At 71.4% G+C, this 22,168-nt stretch carries 20 protein-coding genes and 1 pseudogene; 6 read left to right on the top strand and 15 right to left on the bottom strand.

What is annotated here, in order from left to right; translation table 11 throughout:
* Positions 1-4 precede the first annotated feature (4 nt).
* Positions 5-1,177 (top strand): right-handed parallel beta-helix repeat-containing protein, encoded by a 1,173-nt coding sequence (locus ABTY98_RS16140; protein WP_352221529.1) that lies wholly within the window; start codon positions 5-7, stop codon positions 1,175-1,177.
* 235 nt (positions 1,178-1,412) lie between these two features.
* Here ABTY98_RS16140 and ABTY98_RS16135 read toward each other — a convergent pair whose 3' ends face one another.
* Positions 1,413-2,465: a chitinase gene (locus ABTY98_RS16135; protein ID WP_352221528.1), complete on the bottom strand. Its 1,053-nt coding sequence runs from the start codon at positions 2,463-2,465 to the stop codon at positions 1,413-1,415.
* A 221-nt stretch (positions 2,466-2,686) separates the two neighbouring features.
* Here ABTY98_RS16135 and ABTY98_RS16130 point away from each other — a divergent pair, with 221 nt between their 5' ends.
* Both ABTY98_RS16130 and ABTY98_RS16125 read left to right on the top strand, forming a co-directional pair.
* Positions 2,687-3,727, top strand: a complete 1,041-nt coding sequence (locus ABTY98_RS16130; protein ID WP_352221527.1) for a C40 family peptidase — start codon at positions 2,687-2,689, stop codon at positions 3,725-3,727.
* 166 nt (positions 3,728-3,893) lie between these two features.
* Positions 3,894-4,847: a glycoside hydrolase family 26 protein gene (locus ABTY98_RS16125; RefSeq protein WP_502994236.1), complete on the top strand. Its 954-nt coding sequence runs from the start codon at positions 3,894-3,896 to the stop codon at positions 4,845-4,847.
* A gap of 6 nt (positions 4,848-4,853) precedes the next feature.
* Here the strand turns inward: ABTY98_RS16125 and ABTY98_RS16120 are convergent, their stop codons facing one another.
* From ABTY98_RS16120 to ABTY98_RS16080, 9 genes are read right to left on the bottom strand one after another with little or no spacing between them, the layout of a single operon-like run.
* Positions 4,854-5,135 (bottom strand): hypothetical protein, encoded by a 282-nt coding sequence (locus ABTY98_RS16120; RefSeq protein WP_352221526.1) that lies wholly within the window; start codon positions 5,133-5,135, stop codon positions 4,854-4,856.
* Positions 5,136-5,194: 59 nt separating this feature from the next.
* A complete protein-coding gene (locus ABTY98_RS16115; RefSeq protein ID WP_352221525.1) occupies positions 5,195-6,562 on the bottom strand; it encodes an NADase-type glycan-binding domain-containing protein in 1,368 nt (455 codons plus the stop codon).
* Positions 6,559-7,119 carry a phage tail protein gene (locus tag ABTY98_RS16110; protein ID WP_352221524.1) on the bottom strand — a complete coding sequence of 187 codons (561 nt, stop codon included), beginning with the start codon at positions 7,117-7,119 and terminating at the stop codon, positions 6,559-6,561. Before ABTY98_RS16110 ends, ABTY98_RS16115 begins: the two co-directional genes overlap by 4 nt.
* A gap of 28 nt (positions 7,120-7,147) precedes the next feature.
* Entirely contained in the window at positions 7,148-9,109 is a 1,962-nt protein-coding gene (locus ABTY98_RS16105) for a putative baseplate assembly protein (RefSeq protein WP_352221523.1), read from the bottom strand.
* A gap of 5 nt (positions 9,110-9,114) precedes the next feature.
* Positions 9,115-9,558, bottom strand: coding sequence for a GPW/gp25 family protein (locus ABTY98_RS16100; protein WP_352221522.1), 444 nt, complete (start codon positions 9,556-9,558; stop codon positions 9,115-9,117).
* A gap of 40 nt (positions 9,559-9,598) precedes the next feature.
* Complete coding sequence (locus ABTY98_RS16095; RefSeq protein WP_352221521.1) at positions 9,599-11,509, bottom strand: VgrG-related protein; 1,911 nt, start codon at positions 11,507-11,509, stop codon at positions 9,599-9,601.
* On the bottom strand, positions 11,509-12,231 hold the full coding sequence (locus tag ABTY98_RS16090; protein ID WP_352221520.1) for a CIS tube protein: 723 nt from the start codon (positions 12,229-12,231) through the stop codon (positions 11,509-11,511). The genes ABTY98_RS16095 and ABTY98_RS16090 overlap by 1 nt, the downstream gene beginning before the upstream one ends.
* Positions 12,232-12,282: 51 nt before the next feature.
* Positions 12,283-12,705 carry a phage tail protein gene (locus tag ABTY98_RS16085; RefSeq protein WP_093500599.1) on the bottom strand — a complete coding sequence of 141 codons (423 nt, stop codon included), beginning with the start codon at positions 12,703-12,705 and terminating at the stop codon, positions 12,283-12,285.
* Between the two features lie 38 nt (positions 12,706-12,743).
* Entirely contained in the window at positions 12,744-13,370 is a 627-nt protein-coding gene (locus tag ABTY98_RS16080; RefSeq protein WP_352221519.1) for a hypothetical protein, read from the bottom strand.
* Positions 13,371-15,501: 2,131 nt separating this feature from the next.
* Between ABTY98_RS16080 and ABTY98_RS16075 the strand changes: the two genes are divergently transcribed.
* On the top strand, positions 15,502-16,098 hold the full coding sequence (locus tag ABTY98_RS16075) for a hypothetical protein (RefSeq protein ID WP_352221518.1): 597 nt from the start codon (positions 15,502-15,504) through the stop codon (positions 16,096-16,098).
* Between the two features lie 149 nt (positions 16,099-16,247).
* Here the strand turns inward: ABTY98_RS16075 and ABTY98_RS16070 are convergent, their stop codons facing one another.
* The 4 genes from ABTY98_RS16070 to ABTY98_RS16055 all read right to left on the bottom strand — a co-directional run bounded on the left by ABTY98_RS16070 (position 16,248) and on the right by ABTY98_RS16055 (position 18,993).
* Positions 16,248-16,415 carry a DUF6760 family protein gene (locus tag ABTY98_RS16070; protein WP_352221517.1) on the bottom strand — a complete coding sequence of 56 codons (168 nt, stop codon included), beginning with the start codon at positions 16,413-16,415 and terminating at the stop codon, positions 16,248-16,250.
* Positions 16,412-16,897 carry a hypothetical protein gene (locus ABTY98_RS16065; protein WP_352221516.1) on the bottom strand — a complete coding sequence of 162 codons (486 nt, stop codon included), beginning with the start codon at positions 16,895-16,897 and terminating at the stop codon, positions 16,412-16,414. The genes ABTY98_RS16070 and ABTY98_RS16065 overlap by 4 nt, the downstream gene beginning before the upstream one ends.
* Positions 16,897-17,340 carry a phage tail protein gene (locus ABTY98_RS16060; RefSeq protein WP_234543885.1) on the bottom strand — a complete coding sequence of 148 codons (444 nt, stop codon included), beginning with the start codon at positions 17,338-17,340 and terminating at the stop codon, positions 16,897-16,899. The genes ABTY98_RS16065 and ABTY98_RS16060 overlap by 1 nt, the downstream gene beginning before the upstream one ends.
* 66 nt (positions 17,341-17,406) lie before the next feature.
* Positions 17,407-18,993 (bottom strand): phage tail sheath subtilisin-like domain-containing protein, encoded by a 1,587-nt coding sequence (locus ABTY98_RS16055; RefSeq protein ID WP_352221515.1) that lies wholly within the window; start codon positions 18,991-18,993, stop codon positions 17,407-17,409.
* Positions 18,994-19,195: 202 nt separating this feature from the next.
* Here ABTY98_RS16055 and ABTY98_RS16050 point away from each other — a divergent pair, with 202 nt between their 5' ends.
* Positions 19,196-19,837 carry an eCIS core domain-containing protein gene (locus tag ABTY98_RS16050; protein ID WP_352221514.1) on the top strand — a complete coding sequence of 214 codons (642 nt, stop codon included), beginning with the start codon at positions 19,196-19,198 and terminating at the stop codon, positions 19,835-19,837.
* A 110-nt stretch (positions 19,838-19,947) separates the two neighbouring features.
* On the opposite strand, the gene ABTY98_RS16045 is transcribed toward ABTY98_RS16050, so the two are convergent.
* Entirely contained in the window at positions 19,948-21,411 is a 1,464-nt protein-coding gene (locus ABTY98_RS16045; protein WP_352221513.1) for a hypothetical protein, read from the bottom strand.
* Between the two features lie 476 nt (positions 21,412-21,887).
* Here ABTY98_RS16045 and ABTY98_RS16040 point away from each other — a divergent pair.
* Positions 21,888-22,168 (top strand): annotated as a pseudogene (locus tag ABTY98_RS16040) (peptidoglycan-binding domain-containing protein); the annotation flags it as partial.

Raw genomic sequence — 22,168 nt, 5'->3', positions numbered from 1 at the left:
AACGATGCATGTGAGACCAGTCATCGCGTCCGTCGGCCTCCTCGCCGGCACGCTCGTCGCACTGTCCGGCACCCCCGCGCAGGCCGCGTCCACCGTGCTGTACGTGTCGCCGAGCGGCACCGACAGCGCGGCCGGCACCCAGTCGGCGCCGACCACGCTCACCTCGGCGATCGGCCGTATCGCCTCCGGCGGCACGATCTACCTGCGCGGCGGGACGTACAACTACTCCTCGACCGTGACCATCCCGGCCGGCTCCAACGGCACCTCCGGCGCCCTCACCACCCTCTCCGCCTACCCGGGCGAGAAGCCCGTGCTCAACTTCTCGGCGCAGAGCGAGAGTTCCGCCAACCGGGGCATCCAGCTGTACGCCAACTACTGGCACCTGTACGGCCTCACCGTCGAGCATGCCGGCGACAACGGCATCTACGTCGGCGGCAGCGACAACGTCATCGAGCGTGCCGTCACCGCGTACAACCACGACACCGGGCTGCAACTCGGACGGATCTCCTCCAGCACGCCCAGCAGCCAGTGGCCCGCCAACAACCTCGTCGTCAGCTCCGAGTCGCACGACAACGCCGACAGCGACGGTGAGGACGCGGACGGGTTCGCCAGCAAGCTGACCACCGGGACCGGGAACGTCTTCCGGTACGACGTCTCGCACCACAACATCGACGACGGCTGGGATCTCTACACCAAGACCGACACCGGGGCGATCGGGCCGGTCACCATCGAGTACTCGCTCTCCTACGGCAACGGGACGCTCAGCGACGGCAGCCAGAGCGGGGACGGCGACCGCAACGGCTACAAGCTCGGCGGCGACGACATCGCCGTCAACCACGTGGTGCGGCACGACATCGCCTACGGCAACGGGCACCACGGGTTCACCTACAACAGCAACCCCGGCACGATGACCGTCTCGAACAACGTCGGCATCGACAACGCCGAACGCAACTTCTCCTTCGACGCGGGCACTTCGGTGTTCCGGACCAACACCTCGTGCCGCTTCGCCGTCGACGGCTCGAACGACAAGACCGTCGGCAACACCGACAGCTCCAACCAGTTCTGGACCGGCACGAACGGCTCCCGGTGCTCCTCCTACTCCGGCGCCCTCGGCTGGTCCTTCGCGTCCGACGGCAAGCTCGCCGTCACCTTCGGCGGAAAGGTCGTATCACCCTGAGAGCGGTCGCCGTCCGGGCGTCCACAACCTGTGGACGCCCGGGTGGCGTTCAGGTCCTGACCGTCAGATACAGCCGGCCGCCCCATGTGCTCGCGTTGCTCGTGTCCGTCTTGCTCTGGACGTACTCCGAGCGCACCCCGGAACTTCTGGCCCACCGCGTGGGTGGCGCCGCTGTAGTGCTCCTGGACCTGGAACCTCTCATGGGAGTTCGGTGAACTCCGAGGTGGCTGCGGCCTTACGGGCGGCGACCCGCGAAGTGGGCGAAGGTGTGGCTGAAGTACCAGGTGTCCTGGGCGATCCCGGAGCAGGAGTTGGAGCCGCCGGTGCCGACGCAGCCGCCGTTGTCGCGCTGGAGGGCCCAGAAGGAGAGGGTGTCGATGCCCCGGGCGGCAGCCCAGTGCTCGACCTCTACGGCGTTCTGGGTGGTGAAGGTCTCCTCGGGGCCGTAGTCGTCGATGCCGGGCATCTCGGTGACGCCGACCATGCCCCACAGCTCCTTGGAGCTCTTGTGCGGGTAGAGCGCGGCGAGTTGGGCGTGCAGGCCGTCGGCCGCGGTCGTGGTGTCGGCGGCCATGTCGTGGGTGGCGCCGTCGTAGTAGTCGAAGGTCATGATGTTGACGACGTCCACGCGCGCGTGGTGGGCGACGGCGTTCTGGAGGACGGCCAGGCCGTTGGCCTCCAGGCCCTTGGTCGTGGTCGGCAGGGTGTAGGAGAACTGGAGCGGGTGGCCGGTGCGGTCGGCCCAGTGCTCCGCCTTGGCGATCGCCTGGTTGCGGCGGTCGATTCCCGCGGTGTCGGCGAGGGAGTCGGCCTCGATGTCGAGGTCGATGCGGGAGATGCCGTACGTCGTGACGAGCTTCTCGTACACCCCGGCGATGGCGTCCACGTCGGTGCAGCTGTCGGCGAGTTCGGTGCCGGTGGTGTCGGCGCTGTAGCCGCCGAAGGAGGGGATGGCGTTGCCGCCGCGGGACTGGAGGGTGGCGATGTCGGCACCGAAGGTCGCCCCGGAGATGGGCTGGGTGGTGTCGCCGTTCCAGTCGGCGGTGCAGGAACCCGCGTTGGGCGTCTGGAGGAAGGCCAGGGTGAGGTACTTGTTGCCGGACTCGGCGGCGAGCGCGGCGGGGCTCTGGCCGGTCCAGGCCTCGACGTAGGGTGCCGCGACCCGCGCGGGCATGGGCTTCACGGCGGGGTGCGGGGAGGCGTGCGCGGCGCCTGACCCGAGCGCAACGAGCGCGGTGGACAGGGCGGTCGCGGTCAGGGCGGCGTGCAGGGCACGAGTGCGTCTCATGGACGCCCATATTTGGACTAGACCAATTTACTGTCAAGGTTCCTTACTGTCACCGGCGCAGGACCCCCAACCCGATCGGTGGAGAACGCCAGTTGGCAGCCGGTGGCCGGATTTCTTCCATGCGGAGATTTGATCTGAACATAAGAGAGTCATTACTGTCTGGGATCCGTACTGAAAGTTGATCCGTCGCTCGACTCTTCGCTCGGAAGGAGCTCGCCTCCGTGGCGTTCCACCGTCGTCCCAAGCAGCCGAGCCGTGCTCGCGTCACCGTGCTCACCACCGCCGCCGCTGCCGCCATGGCCCTCTCCTCGCAGGCGGCCGACGCCGCACCCGGCGAGAAGCCGGGCAAGGACGAGGTGAAGTCCCGGGTGGACAAGCTGTACGAGGAGGCCGAGCAGGCCACCGAGAAGTTCAACGGGGCCAAGGAGAAGCAGGAGAAGCTCCAGAAGCAGATATCCGCGCTGCAGGACTCGGTCGCGCGCGGTCAGGACGAGCTCAACGAACTGCGGGACGGCATAGGCGGCATGGCCACCGCCCAGTACCGCAGCGGCGGCCTGGACCCGTCCCTCCAGCTGTTCCTCTCCGCCGACCCGGACGACTATCTGGACAAGGCGGTCACGCTGGACCAGCTGAGCGGCCGGCAGGTCGAGTCGCTGAAGAAGATTCAGGCCAAGCAGCGTGAGCTGGCGCAGGAACGGGCGGAGGCCACCGGCAAGCTCGAGGACCTGGCCGCCACCCGCACCGAACTCGGGGCGAAGAAGAGGGAGGTTCAGGCCAAGCTGGCCGAGGCGCAGAAGCTGCTCAACAGCCTCACCGCCGCCGAGAAGGCAGCGCTCGCCGCGGAGCAGGACCGCGCCAGCCGTTCGTCCAGCGCGCGGGTGGACCTGGGCGACGACACCTCCGCCACCGGCCGGGCCGCGGCCGCCTTCGCCGCCGCCAAGACCAGACTGGGCACGCCGTACGTCTACGGCGCCACCGGCCCGTCCTCCTTCGACTGCTCGGGCCTGACCTCCTGGGCCTACGCGCAGGCCGGGGTCTCCATCCCGCGTACCTCCGAGTCGCAGACGACGATCGGCACCAGGATCTACTCGACGTCCGACCTCCAGGTCGGCGACCTGGTCTTCTTCTTCAACGACCTGCACCACGTCGGCCTGTACGCGGGCAACGGGCAGATCCTGCACGCCCCGCGCACCGGCACGGTCGTCCGTTACGAGTCGATGAGCACCATCGGCGGGCCGTTCATGTTCGGCGTCCGGGTGTGACGGACGTCAGCGGGACCTGATCCTGGCGTCCTCCAGGTAGTGCAGGACACGGGCCGCGTTGCGCACGACGTCAGGTTCCATGCCGCCGGGGCCGCCCGCTTCGCACAAAGTTCGAAGATGTCCGCACGGCGCACACCGCCGCCCCGGAACGGCGAGACTGCACCCCATGGCTCGTCTGAGGTTCGCCCTCGTCCTCGCGATGGTCACCCTCCTCCTGCTCCCCGTCTCCCGGCCGGAGACCCCCCGGCCCTCCGCCGCGCCCGGCCCCTTCGGGGCCTACGTCGGTTACGACGCCGAAGGGGTACGGCGGGTGAGCGCACTGGGCGCCTGGCTCGGACACGACGAACCCCGGGTCGGACACACCTATCTGCCCGGTGACGTGTGGCGGAACATCGAGGGCGCCCCGGACTTCGTGCGGCTGTGGGCACGGTGGCGGCGGGCCGAGCCGGACCGGCTGCTCGTGCTCAACGTGCCGATGCTGGAACGGACCGAGGACCATCTGCCCGACGCCGAGGTGCGACGCCGACTGCGCCTCGGGGCAGGCGGCTCGTACGACGGCCACTTCCGGGCGCTGGCCCGGCGGCTGGTGGCGGTCGGCGCCCCGGACACCGTCGTCGTGCTCGGCTGGGAGATGAACGGGGTGACGTACACCCACCGCTGCGGGCCGGACCCGGCCGCCTGGAAGGCGTACTGGGTGCGGATCGTCACGGCGATGCGTTCGGTGCCGGGCCAGCGGTTCCGATTCGACTTCGCGCCCAACCGGGGGCGGGACGCGCTCCCCTGGACCCGGTGCTATCCGGGGGACCGGTTCGTGGACGTCATCGGCATGGACGCCTACGACTCCCCGCGCGGGATGTCCTTCGCGGAGCAGGTCGCGGAGCCGTACGGGCTGCGGGCGCAGGTGGAGTTCGCCCGCGCCCACGGGAAACCGGTCTCCTATCCCGAGTGGGGGCTGTACGAGAACGGCGACGACCCGGCGTATCTGCGAGGCATGCTGGAGTGGTTCGCGAGCAACAGGCCCGTCTACCAGACGATCACCGACTACTGCCCGCACGGAGTGTGGCGCTGCCGCGACAACCCCTGGTCCACGGCGGTCTACCGGTCCCTGATGAGGAAGTAGTGATCTTCAGCCCTGCGCGCTGGGCCCGCGCTTCCTCGATCTGAGGCGGGCGAAGAGCCAGAGGAACAAGCAGGAGAACAACAGGCCCCCCACAAGGTCGATCACGGCGTCCAGCAGCTTCCCGGCGGAGAATCCGGACCCCGAGGCGAGGGCGAAGGCGAGGAGGAGCAGGGCGCCGAAGAACTTGAGCAGCGTGTTGCCGACCATCAAGAAGGCCACGGGTGTCAGCGGTACGTCGCGCCAGCTCTTGCGCGCGGTGCGTCTCCTCCCTGCGTCGTCCCTGTCCATGGCCGGATTCTTGCATCACCGTGAACCCGGTGAGCTCTCGGTTGCCCTGCGTCATCCCTTCAGGAGGAGTTCGCGCTCGACGGGCCGAAGAACTCGATCTCGGCGATGGCCACTTGGGTGCGGCTCGATTCCTGGTACGCCGACTCGATCGTGAAGCGGACGGAGATGACGTTCTTCGCGCGGAAGTCGCGGGTCTGGCCGCCGGCCGTCTGGTCGAGGGTGATCTCCCGGGTCTCCGTCTTGCCGTCGGACGTCTTGATGGTCGCCTTCATTCGGTGCGGCAGGGCCGACTTCTTCAGCTGGTCGAAGTGGGTCGACTCACCGGAGGTGATGACGACGTTCAGCAGGGGGGTCGGTTCGTTGAAGCGGGCCTCGATCCACTCGCCCTCGCCGCCCTGGACGACGCCGGGGCCCCACCAGGTGTTGTTCAGCTTGTCGAAGACGAGGTCCGGCTTGTGACCGGCGTACGAGCGGGACGCGCTGACCTTGTCCGGGGAGACCTGGGCGCGCTTGGCGAAGTGGTCGCGGGTGGCGCTCACCGCGTTCGGGATGTTGATCACCAGGACCGTGACGAGGGCGATGACGACGGCCGCGACGATCCAGCTCAGCACGCGGTCGAAGGTGCGGCGGAGACGGGGGCGGTCGCCGGCCCAGGGGGTCTCGCGGTTGCGGAAGTCGAAGATGCGGCGCCACCAGGGGCGGCGGGCCGCAGGGTCGGTGTGGCCGTTGCCGGCCATGGGCATGGCGCAGCGGGTGCAGAAGTGGCGGTCGGGGCGGTTGGGGGTGGCGCACCAGGGGCAGGGGGTGCCGCCGTGGGCGCCGAGGTCTTCGCCGGGGGCGCGGACGGCCTGCGGGCGCTGGGGGGTGGGGCGGCCGGGGAGTACGGGGGTGATGGAAGGGGGCGCCGGGGCGGGGGGGTTCGGGTCCGCTACAGGGATGAGCAGGCGGCGAGCTCGGTCGTGGTCGCCTTCGGCGGGTGCGAGTCCCTGCGGGGGCTGGGGGGTGTCGGGGGCTTGGGGAGCGGGGGTGGGTGCGGAGGTGGACGTGGATGCGGGGATGGGGGTGGTTTCGGCCGTGGGTGTGGTGGCGGATGGTGGGGGCTGGTCGCGCAGTTCCTCGCGCCCCTGAAGGGGCGCTGTCGCTGCCGTTCCTCGTAGGTCCCGCTGGGGGGAGGCCAAGCCCGTGACGCCGTCTCTGCGAGTGAAGGCGTCCCAGCCCGGGGCGGCCGAACCAGGTGCGGGCGCCGAACCCGGGGCCGGAGTCGGTGCCGAAGCGGGGGTCGGGGCCGGGGTCGGTTCAGGGGTGGCGGGCTGTTGGGGCTCGCCCCCCGTCGCCACCCAGCTCAGTACCGAGCCGCACGCGTCGCAGAAGGACCGGCCCGGTTCCGCGACCGTGCCGCACTCCGTGCAGTTCCGGTTGGTCGTCATCGCTGCGGGGTCCTTTCGGCGGACGCGGTCACCTGGACCGTGTAGGGCATATGAGCGGGGCGGGCGGCGGCCACGAGGTGTTCCAGGCGGACCTCGTCGGCCGGGGTGGGGGAGGGGAGCGTGAGGTGGACGTGCAGGCGGGGGCGGGGTTCGCCTGGGACGGGGCCGAGCGGGCGGGCGCTCCAGTCGGCGCCGCCGCTCTCCGTGATCTCCGGTGTCACGCCGAAGGCCAGCCGGACCGTTTCGGAGAGACCTCGGCGGGTGCCCCGGATGCGGTGCAGATGGGCGGCTGCCGCCACGGCCGCGCGGAGCAGGGGTGCCGGTTCCGTGCCGTCCGTCTCCGCGCCGACCCAGGTGCCGAGCCATTCCGCGAAGTCCAGCGGGGCCAGGGCCGGGTCGAAGTAGCTGGGCAGGCAGTCGAGGGCGTTCGGGATCGGCGCGATCACGTCGTCCAGGCCGGCTACGAAGCGCAGCGCGAGGTCGTCGTCGGCGAAGACCGCCGGGAGCATCGCGCCGATGGGGACGGAGGAGCCGAGGCCGTCGATGGAGCCTCTCACCGGACGTCTCCTGTCGATTCGTTGACGGTCATTCGCCGATCACCCGGACCCGGTGGTCGTAGGAGAAGACCAGGGACGGGGCGTCCAGGTCGATACGGTCGGTGGGGTCGCCGCGCTTGCCGTCGAGCGGGTCGGCGGGGTGCAGCACGACCTCGTCGACGAGCTCGATGCCGGGGACGCGTTGCAGCACTGCGAAGACCTCGCCCGACTGCACCGGGCGCCCGAACGGCCAGCCCTTGCCGTCCGCGCCGCCGGTCAGCGGGTCGAGGTGGCGGTAGAGAGCGTCGTGGGCCTGACGGCGGACCCGGTCGACGTCCACGCCACGGAAGGCATGGACGGTGGCGACGACGGTGACGCCCTGGTAGAAGGGCGGCCCGACGGCCAACCGGGTGCCGATCAGCCGGCGTTCGTCCAGGTGGCGGGTGATGCGGTCCAACAGGGCGTCGCCGGGGACGAGTTGCTCGAAGCGGAGACGGCCGCCGGGGTCCGGAACCGCCTGGGGCACCACCAGCACCCGTACCGCGTACGCTCCGTGCTCGCCCTCCTCGCCCTCGAGGCAGGTGATCCGGGCCGTCTCGGGAGCGGCGCGGCGGGCCAGCTCCTCGTAGTCGCGCAGGGTCACCGCCCGCTCCTGGGCGCGCAGGGTGATCGGGGCGCGGACCTTCGCCTCGGCGACCGTCTCGCCGTCCACTCCCCCGCGCGCGGCCTCCCGGCTGACGACCTCCGAGACATACGGAATGGAGGAGCGCAGGATCTGTACGGCCCCTCGGGCCACGTTGCCGTCCCGGCCGCCGCCCGTGCGGTAGCGGCGGGCCCGGATGACCGCCCCCTTCGGGGCGACCGCGCCGTACTGGCGCAGTGAGCCGTCCGGTTCGCGGACCGCGGGGCCGAAGGCGATCTCGCCGGTGGTCGCGTCGAGGGTGAGGTGCCGGTCGTACGGGCCCGAGGCCGCGAAGTGCGGGACGACCTGCCAGTCCACCCAGCCGCCCTCGCCGTCGTGCTCGGCGGTCTGGAGGAGGAGCGGCGGGGTGTCCCCGACGACGGGCGCGTGGGCGAGCCGCAGCCGCTGGCCGGGCAGGCCCGTCGACTCGCCGAGCGCCTCGTCCTCCACCGTCTCCGCGTGTACGGCCGCGGTCGTGCCGCCCACGGTGCAGGCCTCGACGAACCGGACCGTCGGGGAAGTCGTGTAGAAGGGCTGGTCGGAACGCGGCTCGGTGACCCGGCAGCGCAGCCAGCTCGCCTCCAGGCCGCCGTTGCGGGACAGGACATGACCGCCGGGGACGTGCAGCACGACCTCGCCTGGGCGGTTGAGGCCACCCGTGCCGTCCCGGTCGACCTCGCACTCCCGCCAGCCGTCCTCCGTCCACGCCTCCCACACCAGCGGAGGCTGCCGCGGGTCCACGCCGACACCGTCGACCCGGCTGTCCAGATCGAGGGCGACCGCGCAGTGCGGGACGGCGGCGGAGAGGCCGAGCAGCATGCAGTCACCGGGGTTCGGGGACTCGGCGAAGCACAACAGGTCCTTGCCCTCGGCGAGTTCGTGGGTGAGGTCGACGACGGCCGAGCCGTGCTGCTGCCGCAAGAGGTGCCGCAACTCGCTCGGCACGATGGTCAGTTCGCGTTCGGTCGCGAACACCACCGCCTCCTGTGTCTCGGTACGGCGGGTCGCCACCTCGGTGCCGACCGGCACCGGAACCGGATCCTCCTGGGCCGCCGACAGCCAGAACGTCACGTCCGTACGGGCCGCCGACGGCGGGAACAGAGTGATGCCGACCAGGTCCAGGAAGGCGAGATGGTTCTTCTCCGGGACCCGGTTGAGGCGGTACACGATCTGGTCGGCCATGTGCGCGACCGTCTCCACCAGCGTGATGCCGGGGTCGGAGACGTTGTGGTCGGTCCACTCCGGGGCGCGCTGCTGGATGTAACGCTTGGCGTCGTCGACGAACTGCTGGAAGCGCCGGTCGTCGAGGTTCGGGGAGGGCAGGGCCATCGGGATCAGCGGTCGCTTTCCGAGGAGTCCGAGGAGCCGGGAGGCAGGTCCGGCTCGTCGTGGGAGGGGATGACGTAGAAGGGGAAGACCAGGCTGCGCGGATTGTTGGTGCCGCGGATCGAGTAGCGGACGTCGATCATCAGCACGCTCGGGTCGGCGCCGGTGGTGACCTCGACGTCCTCGACCTCGATCCTGGGCTCCCAGCGGTCGAGGCTGACGTACACCTCGTGCTGGATACGGCCCGCGGTCTGCTCGTTGACGGGGGCGAAGACGAGGTCGTGGATGGCGCAGCCGAACTCCGGCCGCATCGGGCGTTCGCCGGGGGCCGTGGAAAGGATGAGGCGGATGGCCTCTTCCACCTCCTTCTCGCCGCTGACCAGGGCGATGCCACCGGTGGGGCCGATACGCAACGGGAACGACCAGCCGGAGCCGACGAACTGCTCTGCCATCAGCCCCGCACCCACCTCTCCTGGAAGACCCGGCGCCCGCTCATGCCGGGATCACCATCACGGTCAGCCCGCCCATCATCAGGTTGCCCAGGACCGGCACCTCCGGGGCCTGGATCGCCACGGTGGCCAGGGAGCTGATCGCGACGGCGGCGTTGCCGCGCAGCGACAGGGCGGCGTTGGCCATCACGTTCACGGCGGCGGCGTTCACGGAGACCGCGCCCGCGGGCGCCTTGATGTCGACGAGTTCCGCGCTCTGGATGGACAGCGGTCCCCCGCTCCTGAGGCTGAGCGCGCCCCCCGCCTTCAGGGACAGGTTGGCGCCCGCCTCCACCGAGACCGACCTGCTGCCCTTGATGGAGACGCTGCCCTTGCTGTCCACGGTGATCTCGGTCTGTTGCCGGTCCAGGAAGACGGTCAGTTTGTCGTCGCCGCTGGCCAGCCGGACGCCCTGTTTGCGGCCCCGCTGGTCGAGCAGGTCCATGCGGTTGCCGACCCGGTCGGAGACGGTGTGCCGGGTGGCCCGGCCGCGCATGCCGTCGTGGAGCGGCACGTCCTTGACCTTGGTCGGCTTGTCCTTGCCGTTGTAGAGACCGCCGATGACATAGGCGTGGTCCAGGGCGCCCCGGTCGAAGGCGACGAGCACCTCGTCCCCGACGTCCATCGGGAAGACCCCGCCGCCGCGCACCCCGCCCCACTGCACGGTCCGGGTCCAGTCGCTGACGTAGGTGTCGTCCAGCCAGGGGAACTTGATCTTCACCCGTCCCTGCTGGAGCGGGTCCTGTACGTCGGTGACGAGGGCCTGCGCCACACTGAGCTGCCGGTCGGACCCGGCGTCCCCGGCACCGCCCGAGGCGACGCCGTAGAGGGACCGCCACTGGCGGCCGCTGACCGTCACCCAGGTCTCGTAGTGCTTGGCGTCGCCGAAGACATGCCGTACCGAGGTGACCGTGTACTTCCCCTCGAAGGGGTCGCCGACGTCCGCGAGCGCCACCGGAACCCCCGGCCGCAGCTTCGGATTGCCCCGGACGACCACCTCCACCTCGGCGAACGTCGACGTGACGTCGTCGGAGAGGGCGTCGGCCGCGAACTTCACCTCGGCCTGCTTGTCGTACGGCGTACGCGTCTCGACGAGCTTCGACGTCTTGAACTCGCCGGCCGCGGCACCCGGGGTGGTGCCGATGCTGTAGCCGGTGTTGGCGGCGGGTGTCACGGTCGCCGTGAGCGTCTTCTTCGTCCGTACGTCCCAGCCGCGCGACTCGACCTTGTTCACCTGGTCGGAGGCGGTGACCGCGGTGCGCAGCCGCAGGATGTCGTGCCCGGCCTCCAGTACGAACGGGCTCTTGTCGCCGTCGGTCTGCGGCGACGGCGCCCCCGAGGCGCTCTTCTGCTTCACGAACTGGAACTTGCCGTCCGCGTCCACCGACATGACCATCTCGTTCTCATCGGCGAGCCGGGCCAGGAAGTCCCAGTCGGAGACGTTCGACTGGCTGATGAACTCGTAGACGGTCCTGGTGGCCTGGATCTGCCCGATCGGCACCCCGTCCTGCGCGGCCAGCTTGCGGGCGATGTCGGAGGCGGTCTGGTTGCGGTAGGCGACGACACGGCGCTGCCGCATCAGCCGGAACCCGTAGTCGTAACCCCTTACCACCGCGTAACTTCCGGTGCCGTCGTACTCGGCCTCCATCCCCGTGACCTCACCGGTGAGCAGCGGGTCGCCGGTGCCCTGCCCGTCGGAGACCGGCGTGATCACCACCGGGGTGCCGAACTGGATGCCCAGCTTGCCGAGCAGCTTGCGGGACGGGTCGCGGAAGGTCAGCTGGAAGGCGGCCGGTACCCCGACGCCCTGGTCCACATGGGCGTCGACGAGATACCGCCCGTACTCCGAGGTGGCGGTCAGCTCCTTGCCGCCGATGACGACCTTGACGACGTTCGAGAAAGCGTGCTTCACCATCAGGACCGCACCTCCTCGGCGGCGGGCAACACCAGTTCCGTCCCCGCGGGCAGCCACCCCGGGTCGTCGATCCCGTTGGCGTCCGCGATCGCCCGCCAGGCGGCCGCGTCGCCGTACTCCCGCCAGGCCAGCGACTGCAGCGAGTCCCCGGCGACGACCCGGTGCACGCGCTGCGCGGTGAGCGCGCCGGACGTCGGGTTCTGTCCCGCGGTCTTGCTCGGGATCTCGTGCAGCTGAAGCCGGCAGCTGGCCCGGATCGGCATTCCGCTCGTCCCGAACAGGGAGTAGGAGACATCGACGGAGGCGACGTACGCCGTGAAGTGGGCCGTCGAGAACGAGCCCCACTGGAACACCACCCAGGGCGGCGACGGCTGCTTGGCCGCGATGCTCTTGCTGGTGACCTCGCAGCAGGCCAGCAACGACTCCACCTTCTTCATCACGTCGTTGCTGTCCGGGTCGTCGGACCGGTCCAGGAAGATCTCCACGCTCATCTCACGCGGGTGGGTGCCGAGGAACTCCGGCAGCGCGCCGTCCCGTTCGATCGGCGCCGCCGACGACTTCCAGTCCGCCCGGCGGGCGATCGACAGCTCCGCCGGGTTGAACTCGAAGCCGAACGTCTTGATGATGCCGCCCGGGCTGGTACCGGTGCCCACGGGCGGTTCGTGAATCGCGAGGGTGGCCCGCACGAGGCTCTTGCCGGCGCCCCGGCTGCTCCTGGCCATGATCTGATCTGCCTCTCAGTCCGCTCTGCTCGCTCTGTCAGCTCAGTCGGCTCAGTCGGTGAAGCCGTGGTGGGCGATCTCCAGGACCTCCGTGGCCACGGACGGATTGCCCGCGTCCAGGGACGGCCCCTGCCAGCTCACCGGCAGCACGTCGAGCAGCCCCCACCGGGCCACCTCCGAACCGTCCGCGCGCAGCGCCGTGATCTGCCCGGTGGGCCGCTCGATCCCCGTCTGCACGGACGAGATCCACTTCGCGACCTTCGAGGTGTCCGGGGTGAGCGGGCGGGTCAGCCGGATGTGGGAGAAGGTGACACGGGTCGGCAGCTGCCACACGAACCCGTTGTTCCCGCCCTCCTGCCGCTGCTCGATCTCCACCTGCGACGACAGTCCCTCGCACCCGTTGAAGTAACCGAGGTCCTCACCGTCGATGGAGAGGCTGAACCAGACTGTGGTTCCCGGGTCCTGGCGATCCATCGGGGGGCCTTTCTGTGGGTGGTGCGCGGTCGTCGTGGTCAGGGCCGGAAGTCGCGGAGCTTTCCTACGCGTTCGCGGTCGCGGCGGAGTTCGGTACGGACGTGCCGGGTGACCCGGTCGATGATCCGGTGGACGAGGGCGTCCACCTGGAACTCGGTGAGCGCACGAGGGTCGAATCCGCCCGCCTCGACCGCCGTGTATCCGGGCGGAGGCTCGTCGGAGGACGAGCCGGAACCGGAGCCGGAGGACGAGGATGGCGGTTCGTAAGGAGGTGGCGGCTGTCTCCCGGCCTGGGCGGGGGGAGCCTCGGGGCGGCTGGCGGTGGTTGTCGTGCTGGTGACCGGCGCCTTATTCAGGGTGCTCGTGGGGAGGTCGACGGGCAGGGCGGTGGGCAGAGCGTCGCGCTGGACGGTGGTGGGGCGGTTGAGGGGGGCGACGGGGAGGGGAGCGGTGGCGGAGATCGGGGTGGTGGGGCGCAGGGGGACGGGGTGAGCGGGTGTGGGGGCGGTGGTCGGCTTGACCGGCAGGTGAGCGTTGGCGGCGGGAGTCGCGGCTCGCTGCACGAAGGGGGGCAGGGGCGCCGACGTCGGTCCGGTGAGGGGCGCGGCACCGGCGCCCGGCTGAACTGACGAGGAGGCGCCGGCCGCAGTTGCGGCTCGCTGCACGAAGAGGGGCAAAGGCGCCGACGTCGGTCCGATGAGAGGCGCGGCACCGGCGCCCGGCTGGACCGACGTGGAGGCGCCGGCCGCAGTTGCGGCTCGCTGCACGAAGAGGGGCAAAGGCGCCGACGCCGGTCCGATGAGGGGCGCGGCACCGGCGCCCGGCTGGACCGATGTGGAGGCGGCGGCCGCAGTTGCGGCTCGCTGCACGAAGAGGGGCAAAGGCGCCGACGTCGGTCCGGTGAGGGGCGCGGCACCGGCGCCCGGCTGGACTGACGTGGAGGCGCCGGGAGTTGTCGACCGCTGCACGAAAGAGGGCAAGGGCGCCGACGTCGGTCCGGTGGGGGACGGGGTGGTCGCGGGGGAGGGCGTCTGCGGCCGGTGCTGGACAGATGCCTGGCGGCCTCCGAGGCCGACGGCGGGAGGCGTGTTCGCCGGGGTCGCGGGCGGGGTGCCGGGGCCGGGAGCGGCGGGAGAAGCCGGGGCGGCAGCGCGCTGGACGAAGGGCGGAAGCGGCGAAGCCGTCGCCGCGGAGGCCGGCGTGGCCGGGGCGGGAAGGGAAGGTGAAGGCGTCGTCGCGGGGGCGGTGGGAGCTGTGGTGGGAGCGGCGGCGCGCTGCACGAAGGGGGGAAGCGGCGAAGCCGTCGCCGCGGAGGCCGGCGTGGCCGGGGCGGGAAGAGAGGGTGGAGGCGGCGTCACGGGGCCGGCGGGGGCGGGCCGGGTGCGCTCGGCCGTCGTCGGCGGCAGGTCTGATGCGGCAGCCGGCGGTCCCTGGCGGGGCGCTTCGGGCACCGGGTGGGAGACGGCGGCCGTCCGGTCGGCGGAGGACCCGCTCGACGCCTGCTGCCGCTGCACGGACGGCGCAGCCGCCTGCCGGCCGGGCCGCCACGCGGGTGGGCTGACGGCCGGGCCGGTAATGGGAGCCCCGAGACCGAGTCGGGGTGCGCGGGGGGTGGTCGCCGCGGCACGCTGCACGGAAGCGGGAGCGGGAGTCGACGCCGGAGCGGGCCGAGCCGTCGTAGCCGGACCGGTGGCCGGGGCGTCTCCCCCCTCCCGCGGACGCGACGGTGTCCGCGCACCGGATTCGGGTACGGCTCCTCGCGTGGCGTCGGAGGAGGCCGGGGGCCTCTCCATCGTCCGCCGCTGCACAGCCGCCGCCGGGGGCACCGGAGAAGCTGCGGCCGTACCGGAAAGGGGGGCGCCGAGCCCCCGGCGGGGGGCGTCGGGAGTCGTCGCGGCAGGCTGCGCAGAAGCGGGAGCCGACCTTGAGGGCCGGTCTGCCGTCGAAGTGCCGCTCGCGACGCCCCGGTTGGGCTCACGCGTCGGCGTCGGCACCGCAGCCGGTACGGCATCGGTGGCGGACGCGCTCTCCGTCGCCCGTCGCTGCACAGACGCCTCGCGGCCACCGCTCGCGGCCGGGGACGCCGACGGTCGCGCGCCCTGCGGCACGGCCGAGGCGCCTGGTGCGGCAGGGGGTGCGGTTCCGGTGGTGGGCGAAGGGGCGGCGGCGGCTTCGTTGTTGCCGGCGGCCGCCGCTCCGCTCGTGGGCGGCGATGCCGAACCCGCCACCGTACGACCGCTCTGCGGGGTGGCCGAGCCGGTGACCGTACTGCGCTGCACAGGGGCCTGCGTCCCGGCGCCGGACATGCCGGAAGGCCCGCCGCGGTCCGGGGGAGCGGCGGGCGCCGTGGGCGTTGTGGGCACCGAGGGCCTGGCAGAGGTAGGAGGAGGAGTCGTCGTAGGAGACGCTGGTGCCGTACGAGCCGTAGCCGTACCACCGCCACCGCCACCGGACGTGGACCGCTGTACGACGGCAGGTGCCGGCGCCGGTCCGGCGGCAGTTCCCCTGGGAGCACGCGAGGCGCTGTCGGAAGAGGTACGGCCACCACCGCGCGGGCGCGACCAGCCGCCGCTCACCCGCACCGGATCCCCGGCCTCGACCGCTCGCTGTACGACCCCGTCGTCCGCCGCCGTTTCGGCCCCGGCTCGGTCACCCTCACCCGACGCCGCCACCGTCCCCTCGCTCGCCAACGCCTTCGGCGCCGACGGCAACGTCCGCCGCTGCACAGCCGTAACCGCCGTACTCACCGGCGCATGTGTCAGCGCGCTGCGGCGAGGCGGGCCGGGAGGTGCCGCCGTGACACGTGGGCCGGTGGCCGGAGCCGGAGCGACCGGAGCCGACTGCGGCGCCCACGCCACCGGCACCGACGCCGGCACCGCTGCCGGAGCGACGGCCGCCGACGTGACCGACCGCTGGACAGCAGGTGCGGCCGACGGAGCCGCCGGCATCGGCGCACTCCCCCCGCTACGTACCGCTCCCGCTCCCGCTTCCGTCGTCCGCGCGGCCGCACCACCAGCGCGCCGCCCCGCCGACGGCACCCGCTGCACCGCCGGCGCCGCCGAACCCGTGGACCCAGCCGAAGCCGCCCCACTCCCGGCCGCCCGCAACGGCACCACCGGAACCGCCGACCCGCGACCGCCGGCCGAACCCGTCAGCCCCGCTGCTCCCGTCGGCCCCGCCAACGGCAGTGCCTGCGCGGGGCGTTCCAGGCCGGACACGGCCCCCACGCCCGTCATCCCCGTGAGGCCGCCGCCGGTCAGGCCCGCGCTGGACGCGCCGTCCAGGACGGTGTGTGAGCGCATGCCCATGAACGACGGGTTCTGCCAGGTCGGCAGCCGGCCGCCGAACCGCGAGTCCGCGACCGACCCGCCCGCCGCGTCCAGCGCACGCTGAATCGGCGGCAGCCCGGACCAGGCCGCCGCCACCACGGGACGCGGCGCCTCCACGACAACCTCAGCCTCGGTACCGACTGCCCCGGCCCCGGCCCCGGCAGCGGCTTCCGCAGCCCCGCGTCCCCGTATCCGATCCCACAACCCCACCGCTCAGCCCTCCGCCCCTGCGGAGGTCGCCCGGGTCACCAGGGACGCGATCTCCGCCGTGTAACGGCGGCGGTCGGCGTGCTCCAGGTCCAGGATGTCCTCCAGGCTCCAGTGGAAGTGGTAGGCGACGTACGCGATCTCCTCGTGCAGCCGGTCGGTCGCGTACGTCACGATTCCCCCAGGCGGCTCCCGCCGAGTTCCACCTCGAAGGGCTCCGAGCAGTGCGGGCAGTTGACCGCGGCCCGGGTGTGGCCCTCCGCGTTGATCTGGCGGTAGAAGTCCTGCAGGAACGCCAGGTCGGAGGCGAACATGTTCTCCACGATCCCGTCGTGGACGAAGGAGAGCGTGCCGAGCCGAGTGATCACCCGGCCCAGCAGCACCACCGACAGGAACGCGGGGTTCTCCTGGACGCGCACGTCCCGCAGCGGGATCAGCTCGTCCCGCGCCGTCGACAGGCGCATCACGCCGTCGCGGTGGACGGTGCCCTGCTCGTCGACGTACCCGCGGGGCAGCTGGAACGGGAACTCCGTGCGCAGCACCTCGACGGGCGCCTCCGGTTGCTGAGGCACCTGTTGCTGAGGGGTCTGGGGCGCCGACTCCTCCGGTGCGAGCGGCGCGCCCACCCCCCCGGCCCTGACAGCCGAACGCCTCATTACTCGATGACCAGTTCTTCGAACGTGATGGTCACCGTCTCGGTCAGCGCGGCCGCCTCGCCCGCCTTGACCGTGCTGGTGTCGATCTTGCTGCACCAGGCGTTGCGCAGGTTGTAGCGCTTCACCGGGTTGTTCTCGAAGTCCATCATGATGATGGAGGCGTTCTTGCGGGCCGTGGTCATCTGGCCGTTGATCGACTCGTTGATCCACTGGGTGAACGACGAGGACTGGGTCATACCGCGGACGACCGTGCAGGTGCCGTTCTTCTTCACGCCCGGCAGGTTGCGGACGTGGTTCTTCCCGTCCGGCGTGTTCTGCTGGTAGGTGATGACGTCCTGTTCCATCGTCATGCCGCTGACCTCGGCGAGGTACTCGACCATCACGCCGTCGATCTGGAGGCCGAAATTGTGTGATGTGAGGGCGTCACCCGGCTGGAGACTCATGCGTTACTGCCCGTTCTTCTCAAGGGTGCCTGGGAAACAAGGGGGTTGGGAGCCTGGCGCGGCCCGCTACTCCTGCAGCTCGCCGCTGCCGCTGCTGAACTGGGCCAGCCGGAAGATCACGAACTCGGCGGGCTTGACCGGGGCGATGCCGATCTCGCAGATCACGCGGCCGACGTCGACCGACTCCGGCGGGTTGGTCTCCTCGTCGCACTTGACGTAGTACGCCTCCTCGGGCCGCTGCCCGAACAGGGCGCCGCTGCGCCACTCGTTGACCAGGAACGCGGAGATGTTGCGCCGGATACGGGCCCAGAGGTTGTGGTCGTTGGGCTCGAACACCACCCACTGGGTGCCGATCAGGATCGACTCCTCCAGGTAGTTGAAGTACCGGCGGATGTTCAGGTAGCGCCAGGCCGGGTCGGAGGACAGCGTGCGCGCGCCCCAGATCCTGATCCCGCGGCCCGGGAACGCCCGGATGCAGTTCACGCCGATGGGGTTCAGCAGGTCCTGCTCGCCGCGGGTGATCTGGAGTTCCAGGTCCACGGCGCCCCGGATGACCTCGTTCGCGGGGGCCTTGTGGACACCGCGCTCGGCGTCGTTGCGGGCCCAGACGCCGGCCACGTGGCCGGACGGCGGGATCAGCCGGGACTGGCCGGACGACGGGTCGAAGGTCTTGATCCAGGGGTAGTACAGGGCCGCGTACTTGGAGTCGTAGCCGGCCGTCTCCTGGCGCCAGACCCGGATCTGGCGGGCGTTGAGGCTCGGCGGCGGGTCGATGACCGCGACCCGGTCGCCCATCAGCTCGCAGTGCGCGATCAGGCCGAGCTGGACGGCCTTGACGGCCTCCAGGTCGATCGCGCCGCGCTGGTAGGCGGCCATCAGGTCGGGCACGGCCACCATGGAGACCTCGTCGACGGCCTCCAGGCCACCGAAGCCGGTGCGGTCGGCCGAGTCGCCGAGGTACTCGGCGGGGCCGGGGTGGGAGCCGGCGTCCGCGACGGGGGACGCGGACGCCGGGGCGGTGGTCGGGGCAACGAGGGCCACCGTCTGGTTCTCCGGACGGGCCAGCTGCGCGGCGGGCGCGGCCTCGGTCACGGTGATGAGCTTGGAGCGCTCCTTGACCTGCGTGACGACGTAGTTGCGGCCGCCCTTCTTCGCGGTCACGTCGAAGGTCTCGACGGTCTTGCCGCCGTCCTTGACGAGCAGCCTGAAGCGTTCGGCGGGGCCCTCGCCCTCCGGGTCGGCGACCTCGACGCTCAGGTCACCGGAGGCCATCGCGCTCACGGTGAAGGTGCCGAGCTGCTTGGCCTCGCCGGGCGGCAGCGCGGCCGGCGCGGCCGAACTGCCCACGGCGGCAGGCGCGTTGCCGTCGGCGGCATCGGCGCCTTCGCGGGAACCGCCGACCCGGACGACGTACGCGGCCGTGCCGCCGTTGTTGAAGAAGCCGTAGACGGAGTGGGCGAGGTAGTACCCGTCGGTGAACTCACCGAAGGACGCGACGTACTGCGTCCAGTTGGTCACCAGCGTCGGCTCGTTCAGCGGACCGGTCGGGGCCAGGCCCACGAAGGCCGCCACCGACGTGCCCACCCCCTCGATGGGGCGCGAGCCGCTGGCCACCTCCTCGACGTAGACGCCGGGCGACAGGTAGGACGGCATGCTCTGCTCTCCTCGGGGTACGAGACAGGAACATTCCCCACCCTCACGCGCGAACCGCGCAGGGGAAACGTCCTTCGGTGCCGCGGTGGGGGCAATGTCCCTGCCCCCAGGGGCAGTACGCGCCGTACCGGCAAGCCGTTCTGCCCGCGCGGCTGCCCTGACGGGCCTTCCGCGGCCGGGCCGCGGACGATAGGAAGCGCTCATGCGCGCAGCCGAGCAGCAGCATTCGTCCTCCAGCTCCCACCCGTCGAAGGCCGTGCCGCTTCCGGCTCCGGCCCCCGCCGCGACACCACCCCTGCTGGCCCTTCAGCGCACGGCCGGGAACGCGGCCGTCACCCGGGCGATTCAGCTCGCGCGTCACGAGCACGGCCCGGACTGCGGTCACGAGACCGTCCAGCGGCGGGAGGAACAGCAGCCGTCGGTGCAGCGCCGCTCATCGGTGTTCGATGCCGTCACCTCACCCGGGACACCGCTGGCGCCGCGCCTCCAGCAGAAGGCCGAGCAGGCGTACGGGGTGAGCTTCGCGCACGTCCGGGTGCACGACGGTCCGGTGGCCCAGCGGTCGGCCGAGGAGTTCGGCGCCCGCGCCTACACCTCCGGTGCCGACATCGTGGTGGGCTCGCGGGGCGCGGACGACGAGACGATGTTCCACGAGATCGACCACGTCCACCAGCAGTCGCTGGGTCCCGTCGCCGGCACCGACAACGGGACAGGGACGAAGGTCTCCTCCCCGGGCGACGCGTTCGAGCGCGCCTCAGCCGACAACGGCCGCCGGATGGCCCAGGGCATGGCACCAAACCTGAGCGTGCCGGGGGTATCCGGAGGCTCCGGTGCCACGGCGTAGCGGGCGGTCGTACACGTCCGGACACCCCGCCGGCCTGGGCCGGGTGGAAGCCGACGGGGAACGGGCCGGCCTCCCGACGGCGCGTGTGCTGCCCGGCCCCGGTGTCCGGCTCAGCGACGCCCGTTGCCCTGGGAGCGCTGCCCGCCCGGCCCGCCCGCGTTCCCGGAATCCGGGTTCGCCTGCTGCAGGGCGCCAACGAGGTATTCGGTGAGTTCGGCACGGCTCACACCGGCACTCCGCCTGGCGGTCGGCCCGGGGCCGCCCATCGCGTCGTCCGGTCGGTGCCTCATCGTCGGCCCGGGGCCGCCCATACCGTCGTCCTGTCCGTGGACGATCGCCGGTCCGGGGCCGCCCATCGCGTCGTCCTGTCCGTGGACGATCGCCGGTCCGGGCCCTCCCGCCTCGTCGAACGCCCAGTCGTCACTCGCCTGCCGGTGGGCGGGCGCGGGTTCGTAGTAGACCTGACCGGGCGTCTGCATCGAGGAGAACGTCGGTATGACGATCGTGCTCTGTGTCTGGGCCGCAGCCGGGGGCCCGTCGTTCTCGTACCAGGGGCGTTCGTACTGGGGCGCGGTGGCCACCAGATCGTCGCTGGTCAGGTCCAGGCCCTGACCGCGTTCCAGGGCGTCGGCGATCTGGTCCAGCGACCGTCCTCCCTGGAAGAGCTGGTCCATGTCCTTGAAGACCACCGGCTGGAACCCCGCTGCCAGGAGCAGCCGCGGCAGCAGTACGTGCACGTTCAGCCGCCGGTTGGTGTCCTCGTAGGGGTGAACGATGTGGATGCTCCGTACAGCCCGCCCGATGGCCCGGAAGCGGTCACGATCGGTCTCCGCCTTGTCGAGTTCGGCATAGAGGCGGTCGAGGATCTCCGTGACCAGTTTCTCGACCTCGTCGTGTTTGTAGAGGGTCTCGATGAGGACGTTCGGAGCCCCGTGCATGCGGCCGTACCAGGTGAGGGCATCCGGCTTGATGCCCCTGCGCCTGAACTCGTCCGCCTTGGTCGTCAGATGTCTGCCGCCGATCTCCTCTTCGAGCACGGACGGAGTAGGCGAGTTGGCGCGCAGGGGGAAACTGGTGGCGTAGCCGCCCTTGCCGGACGGGTCGAACTCCTTGTCCAGCCCGGACACCACGGCGTTGTGCATCCCCTGGTACATGGGGAAGTCGACCCGCTCGCCGATGTCACCGCTGTTGAGGTACTGGTCGTACGCGGCCGTCATGCTGGACTGGTAACCGGGCGACTGCTGGTGGTCGTACAGTTCGCCGGGGTTGCCGGGGTGTTTCTGCCGCGCCTCTTCGTGATGCGCCGGGTCGAGATAGGCACGCCACCAATCGCTTCGGGGGAGCACCCCCTCCAGCCGCTGCGGCGGACGCGTCCCCGTGGCCTGAGCGTCACCGGCCCGCTGGACCGAAGCACCTCGCATGGCCCGCGCCACTGCGGCGTTGCCCGCGGTGCCCTGCAGCGCCAGGATGTCGGGCAGGGCGGACGCCGACGCGTCCAGCGGCCGGGCCTGGGCCCGCGGAGCACCAGGACGCGCCGTCGCTTCGTCCTGGTCGGCTGAACGCCGCCTGTACATGCCGCCCCCTCCGATCCCCCTCGATTTCACCTGACGCACGTCTCATGGTGCCGTTCCGGACCACCGCAGGGCAGAGCCGGACAGGAAGACAGACGTGCCCCAAAGGGCAGACGCACCTACTCCGCCGTCCTGTCCTCCTGTGCGGGAGCCGGCGTCGTGGGCGTCCGGGCACCGGGGGGCCGCGTGCCCTCGGACTCCCGCGGAACCGTGCGCAGCAACTGACGCATGGCCCGCTTCGACGGACTGGCCGACACAGCTCCGCACGAAGCCCGGACCCTCACCCCTCACCTCCGCATTTCAGCGAACGTGACACGGTCAGTCCGCGGGCACGACGTCGTGCGAAGAGACACGAAGAAGGCCGAAGACCTCCTTCGCTCCGAAAAGAACCCCCGGGGGGCAGCGGCCCCGCGCCTTCGGGCAATCGGGCCTGCCCGCATTCCTGCGACAGGGACCGGCCGCCTCCGTAGCGTGGCTGTGTGAGTCTGTGGACCTCTCTCGAACCCGCCTCCGCGACCGTGGACCCCGGGGCCTCCACCCGCGTACGGCTGCGGCTGCGCAACACCGGTGACGTCGTCGACGAGTACCGTTTCGAACCGGTGGGCCAGATCGCCCCCTGGACGACGGTCGAGCCGCAGACGCTCCGCCTCTACCCGGGCACGACCGGCACGGTGGAGCTGACCTTCGCCCCGCCCCGCACCCCCGACGCGACGGCCGGACCCAACCCGTACGCCGTCCGCATCACCCCCACCGAACACCC

It is taken from the genome of Streptomyces sp. NPDC096040 (genome assembly GCF_040303265.1).
GTDB lineage: Bacteria > Actinomycetota > Actinomycetes > Streptomycetales > Streptomycetaceae > Streptomyces.
The sequence above is the reverse complement of the archived record's forward strand: the minus strand, read 5'-3'. Positions and strand labels throughout refer to the sequence as shown.

Coding starts and splice junctions, on each gene's coding strand:
- ABTY98_RS16060 (WP_234543885.1), bottom strand. CDS start 17,340: ATGAGTCTCCAGCCGGGTGACGCCCTCACATCACACAATTTCGGCCTC.
- ABTY98_RS16105 (WP_352221523.1), bottom strand. CDS start 9,109: ATGGCCCTGCCCTCCCCGAACCTCGACGACCGGCGCTTCCAGCAGTTC.
- ABTY98_RS16045 (WP_352221513.1), bottom strand. CDS start 21,411: ATGTACAGGCGGCGTTCAGCCGACCAGGACGAAGCGACGGCGCGTCCT.
- ABTY98_RS16055 (WP_352221515.1), bottom strand. CDS start 18,993: ATGCCGTCCTACCTGTCGCCCGGCGTCTACGTCGAGGAGGTGGCCAGC.
- ABTY98_RS16085 (WP_093500599.1), bottom strand. CDS start 12,705: ATGGATCGCCAGGACCCGGGAACCACAGTCTGGTTCAGCCTCTCCATC.
- ABTY98_RS16140 (WP_352221529.1), top strand. CDS start 5: ATGCATGTGAGACCAGTCATCGCGTCCGTCGGCCTCCTCGCCGGCACG.
- ABTY98_RS16115 (WP_352221525.1), bottom strand. CDS start 6,562: ATGACGACCAACCGGAACTGCACGGAGTGCGGCACGGTCGCGGAACCG.
- ABTY98_RS16065 (WP_352221516.1), bottom strand. CDS start 16,897: ATGAGGCGTTCGGCTGTCAGGGCCGGGGGGGTGGGCGCGCCGCTCGCA.
- ABTY98_RS16100 (WP_352221522.1), bottom strand. CDS start 9,558: ATGGCAGAGCAGTTCGTCGGCTCCGGCTGGTCGTTCCCGTTGCGTATC.
- ABTY98_RS16050 (WP_352221514.1), top strand. CDS start 19,196: ATGCGCGCAGCCGAGCAGCAGCATTCGTCCTCCAGCTCCCACCCGTCG.
- ABTY98_RS16095 (WP_352221521.1), bottom strand. CDS start 11,509: ATGGTGAAGCACGCTTTCTCGAACGTCGTCAAGGTCGTCATCGGCGGC.
- ABTY98_RS16135 (WP_352221528.1), bottom strand. CDS start 2,465: ATGAGACGCACTCGTGCCCTGCACGCCGCCCTGACCGCGACCGCCCTG.
- ABTY98_RS16120 (WP_352221526.1), bottom strand. CDS start 5,135: ATGGACAGGGACGACGCAGGGAGGAGACGCACCGCGCGCAAGAGCTGG.
- ABTY98_RS16090 (WP_352221520.1), bottom strand. CDS start 12,231: ATGGCCAGGAGCAGCCGGGGCGCCGGCAAGAGCCTCGTGCGGGCCACC.
- ABTY98_RS16125 (WP_502994236.1), top strand. CDS start 3,894: ATGGCTCGTCTGAGGTTCGCCCTCGTCCTCGCGATGGTCACCCTCCTC.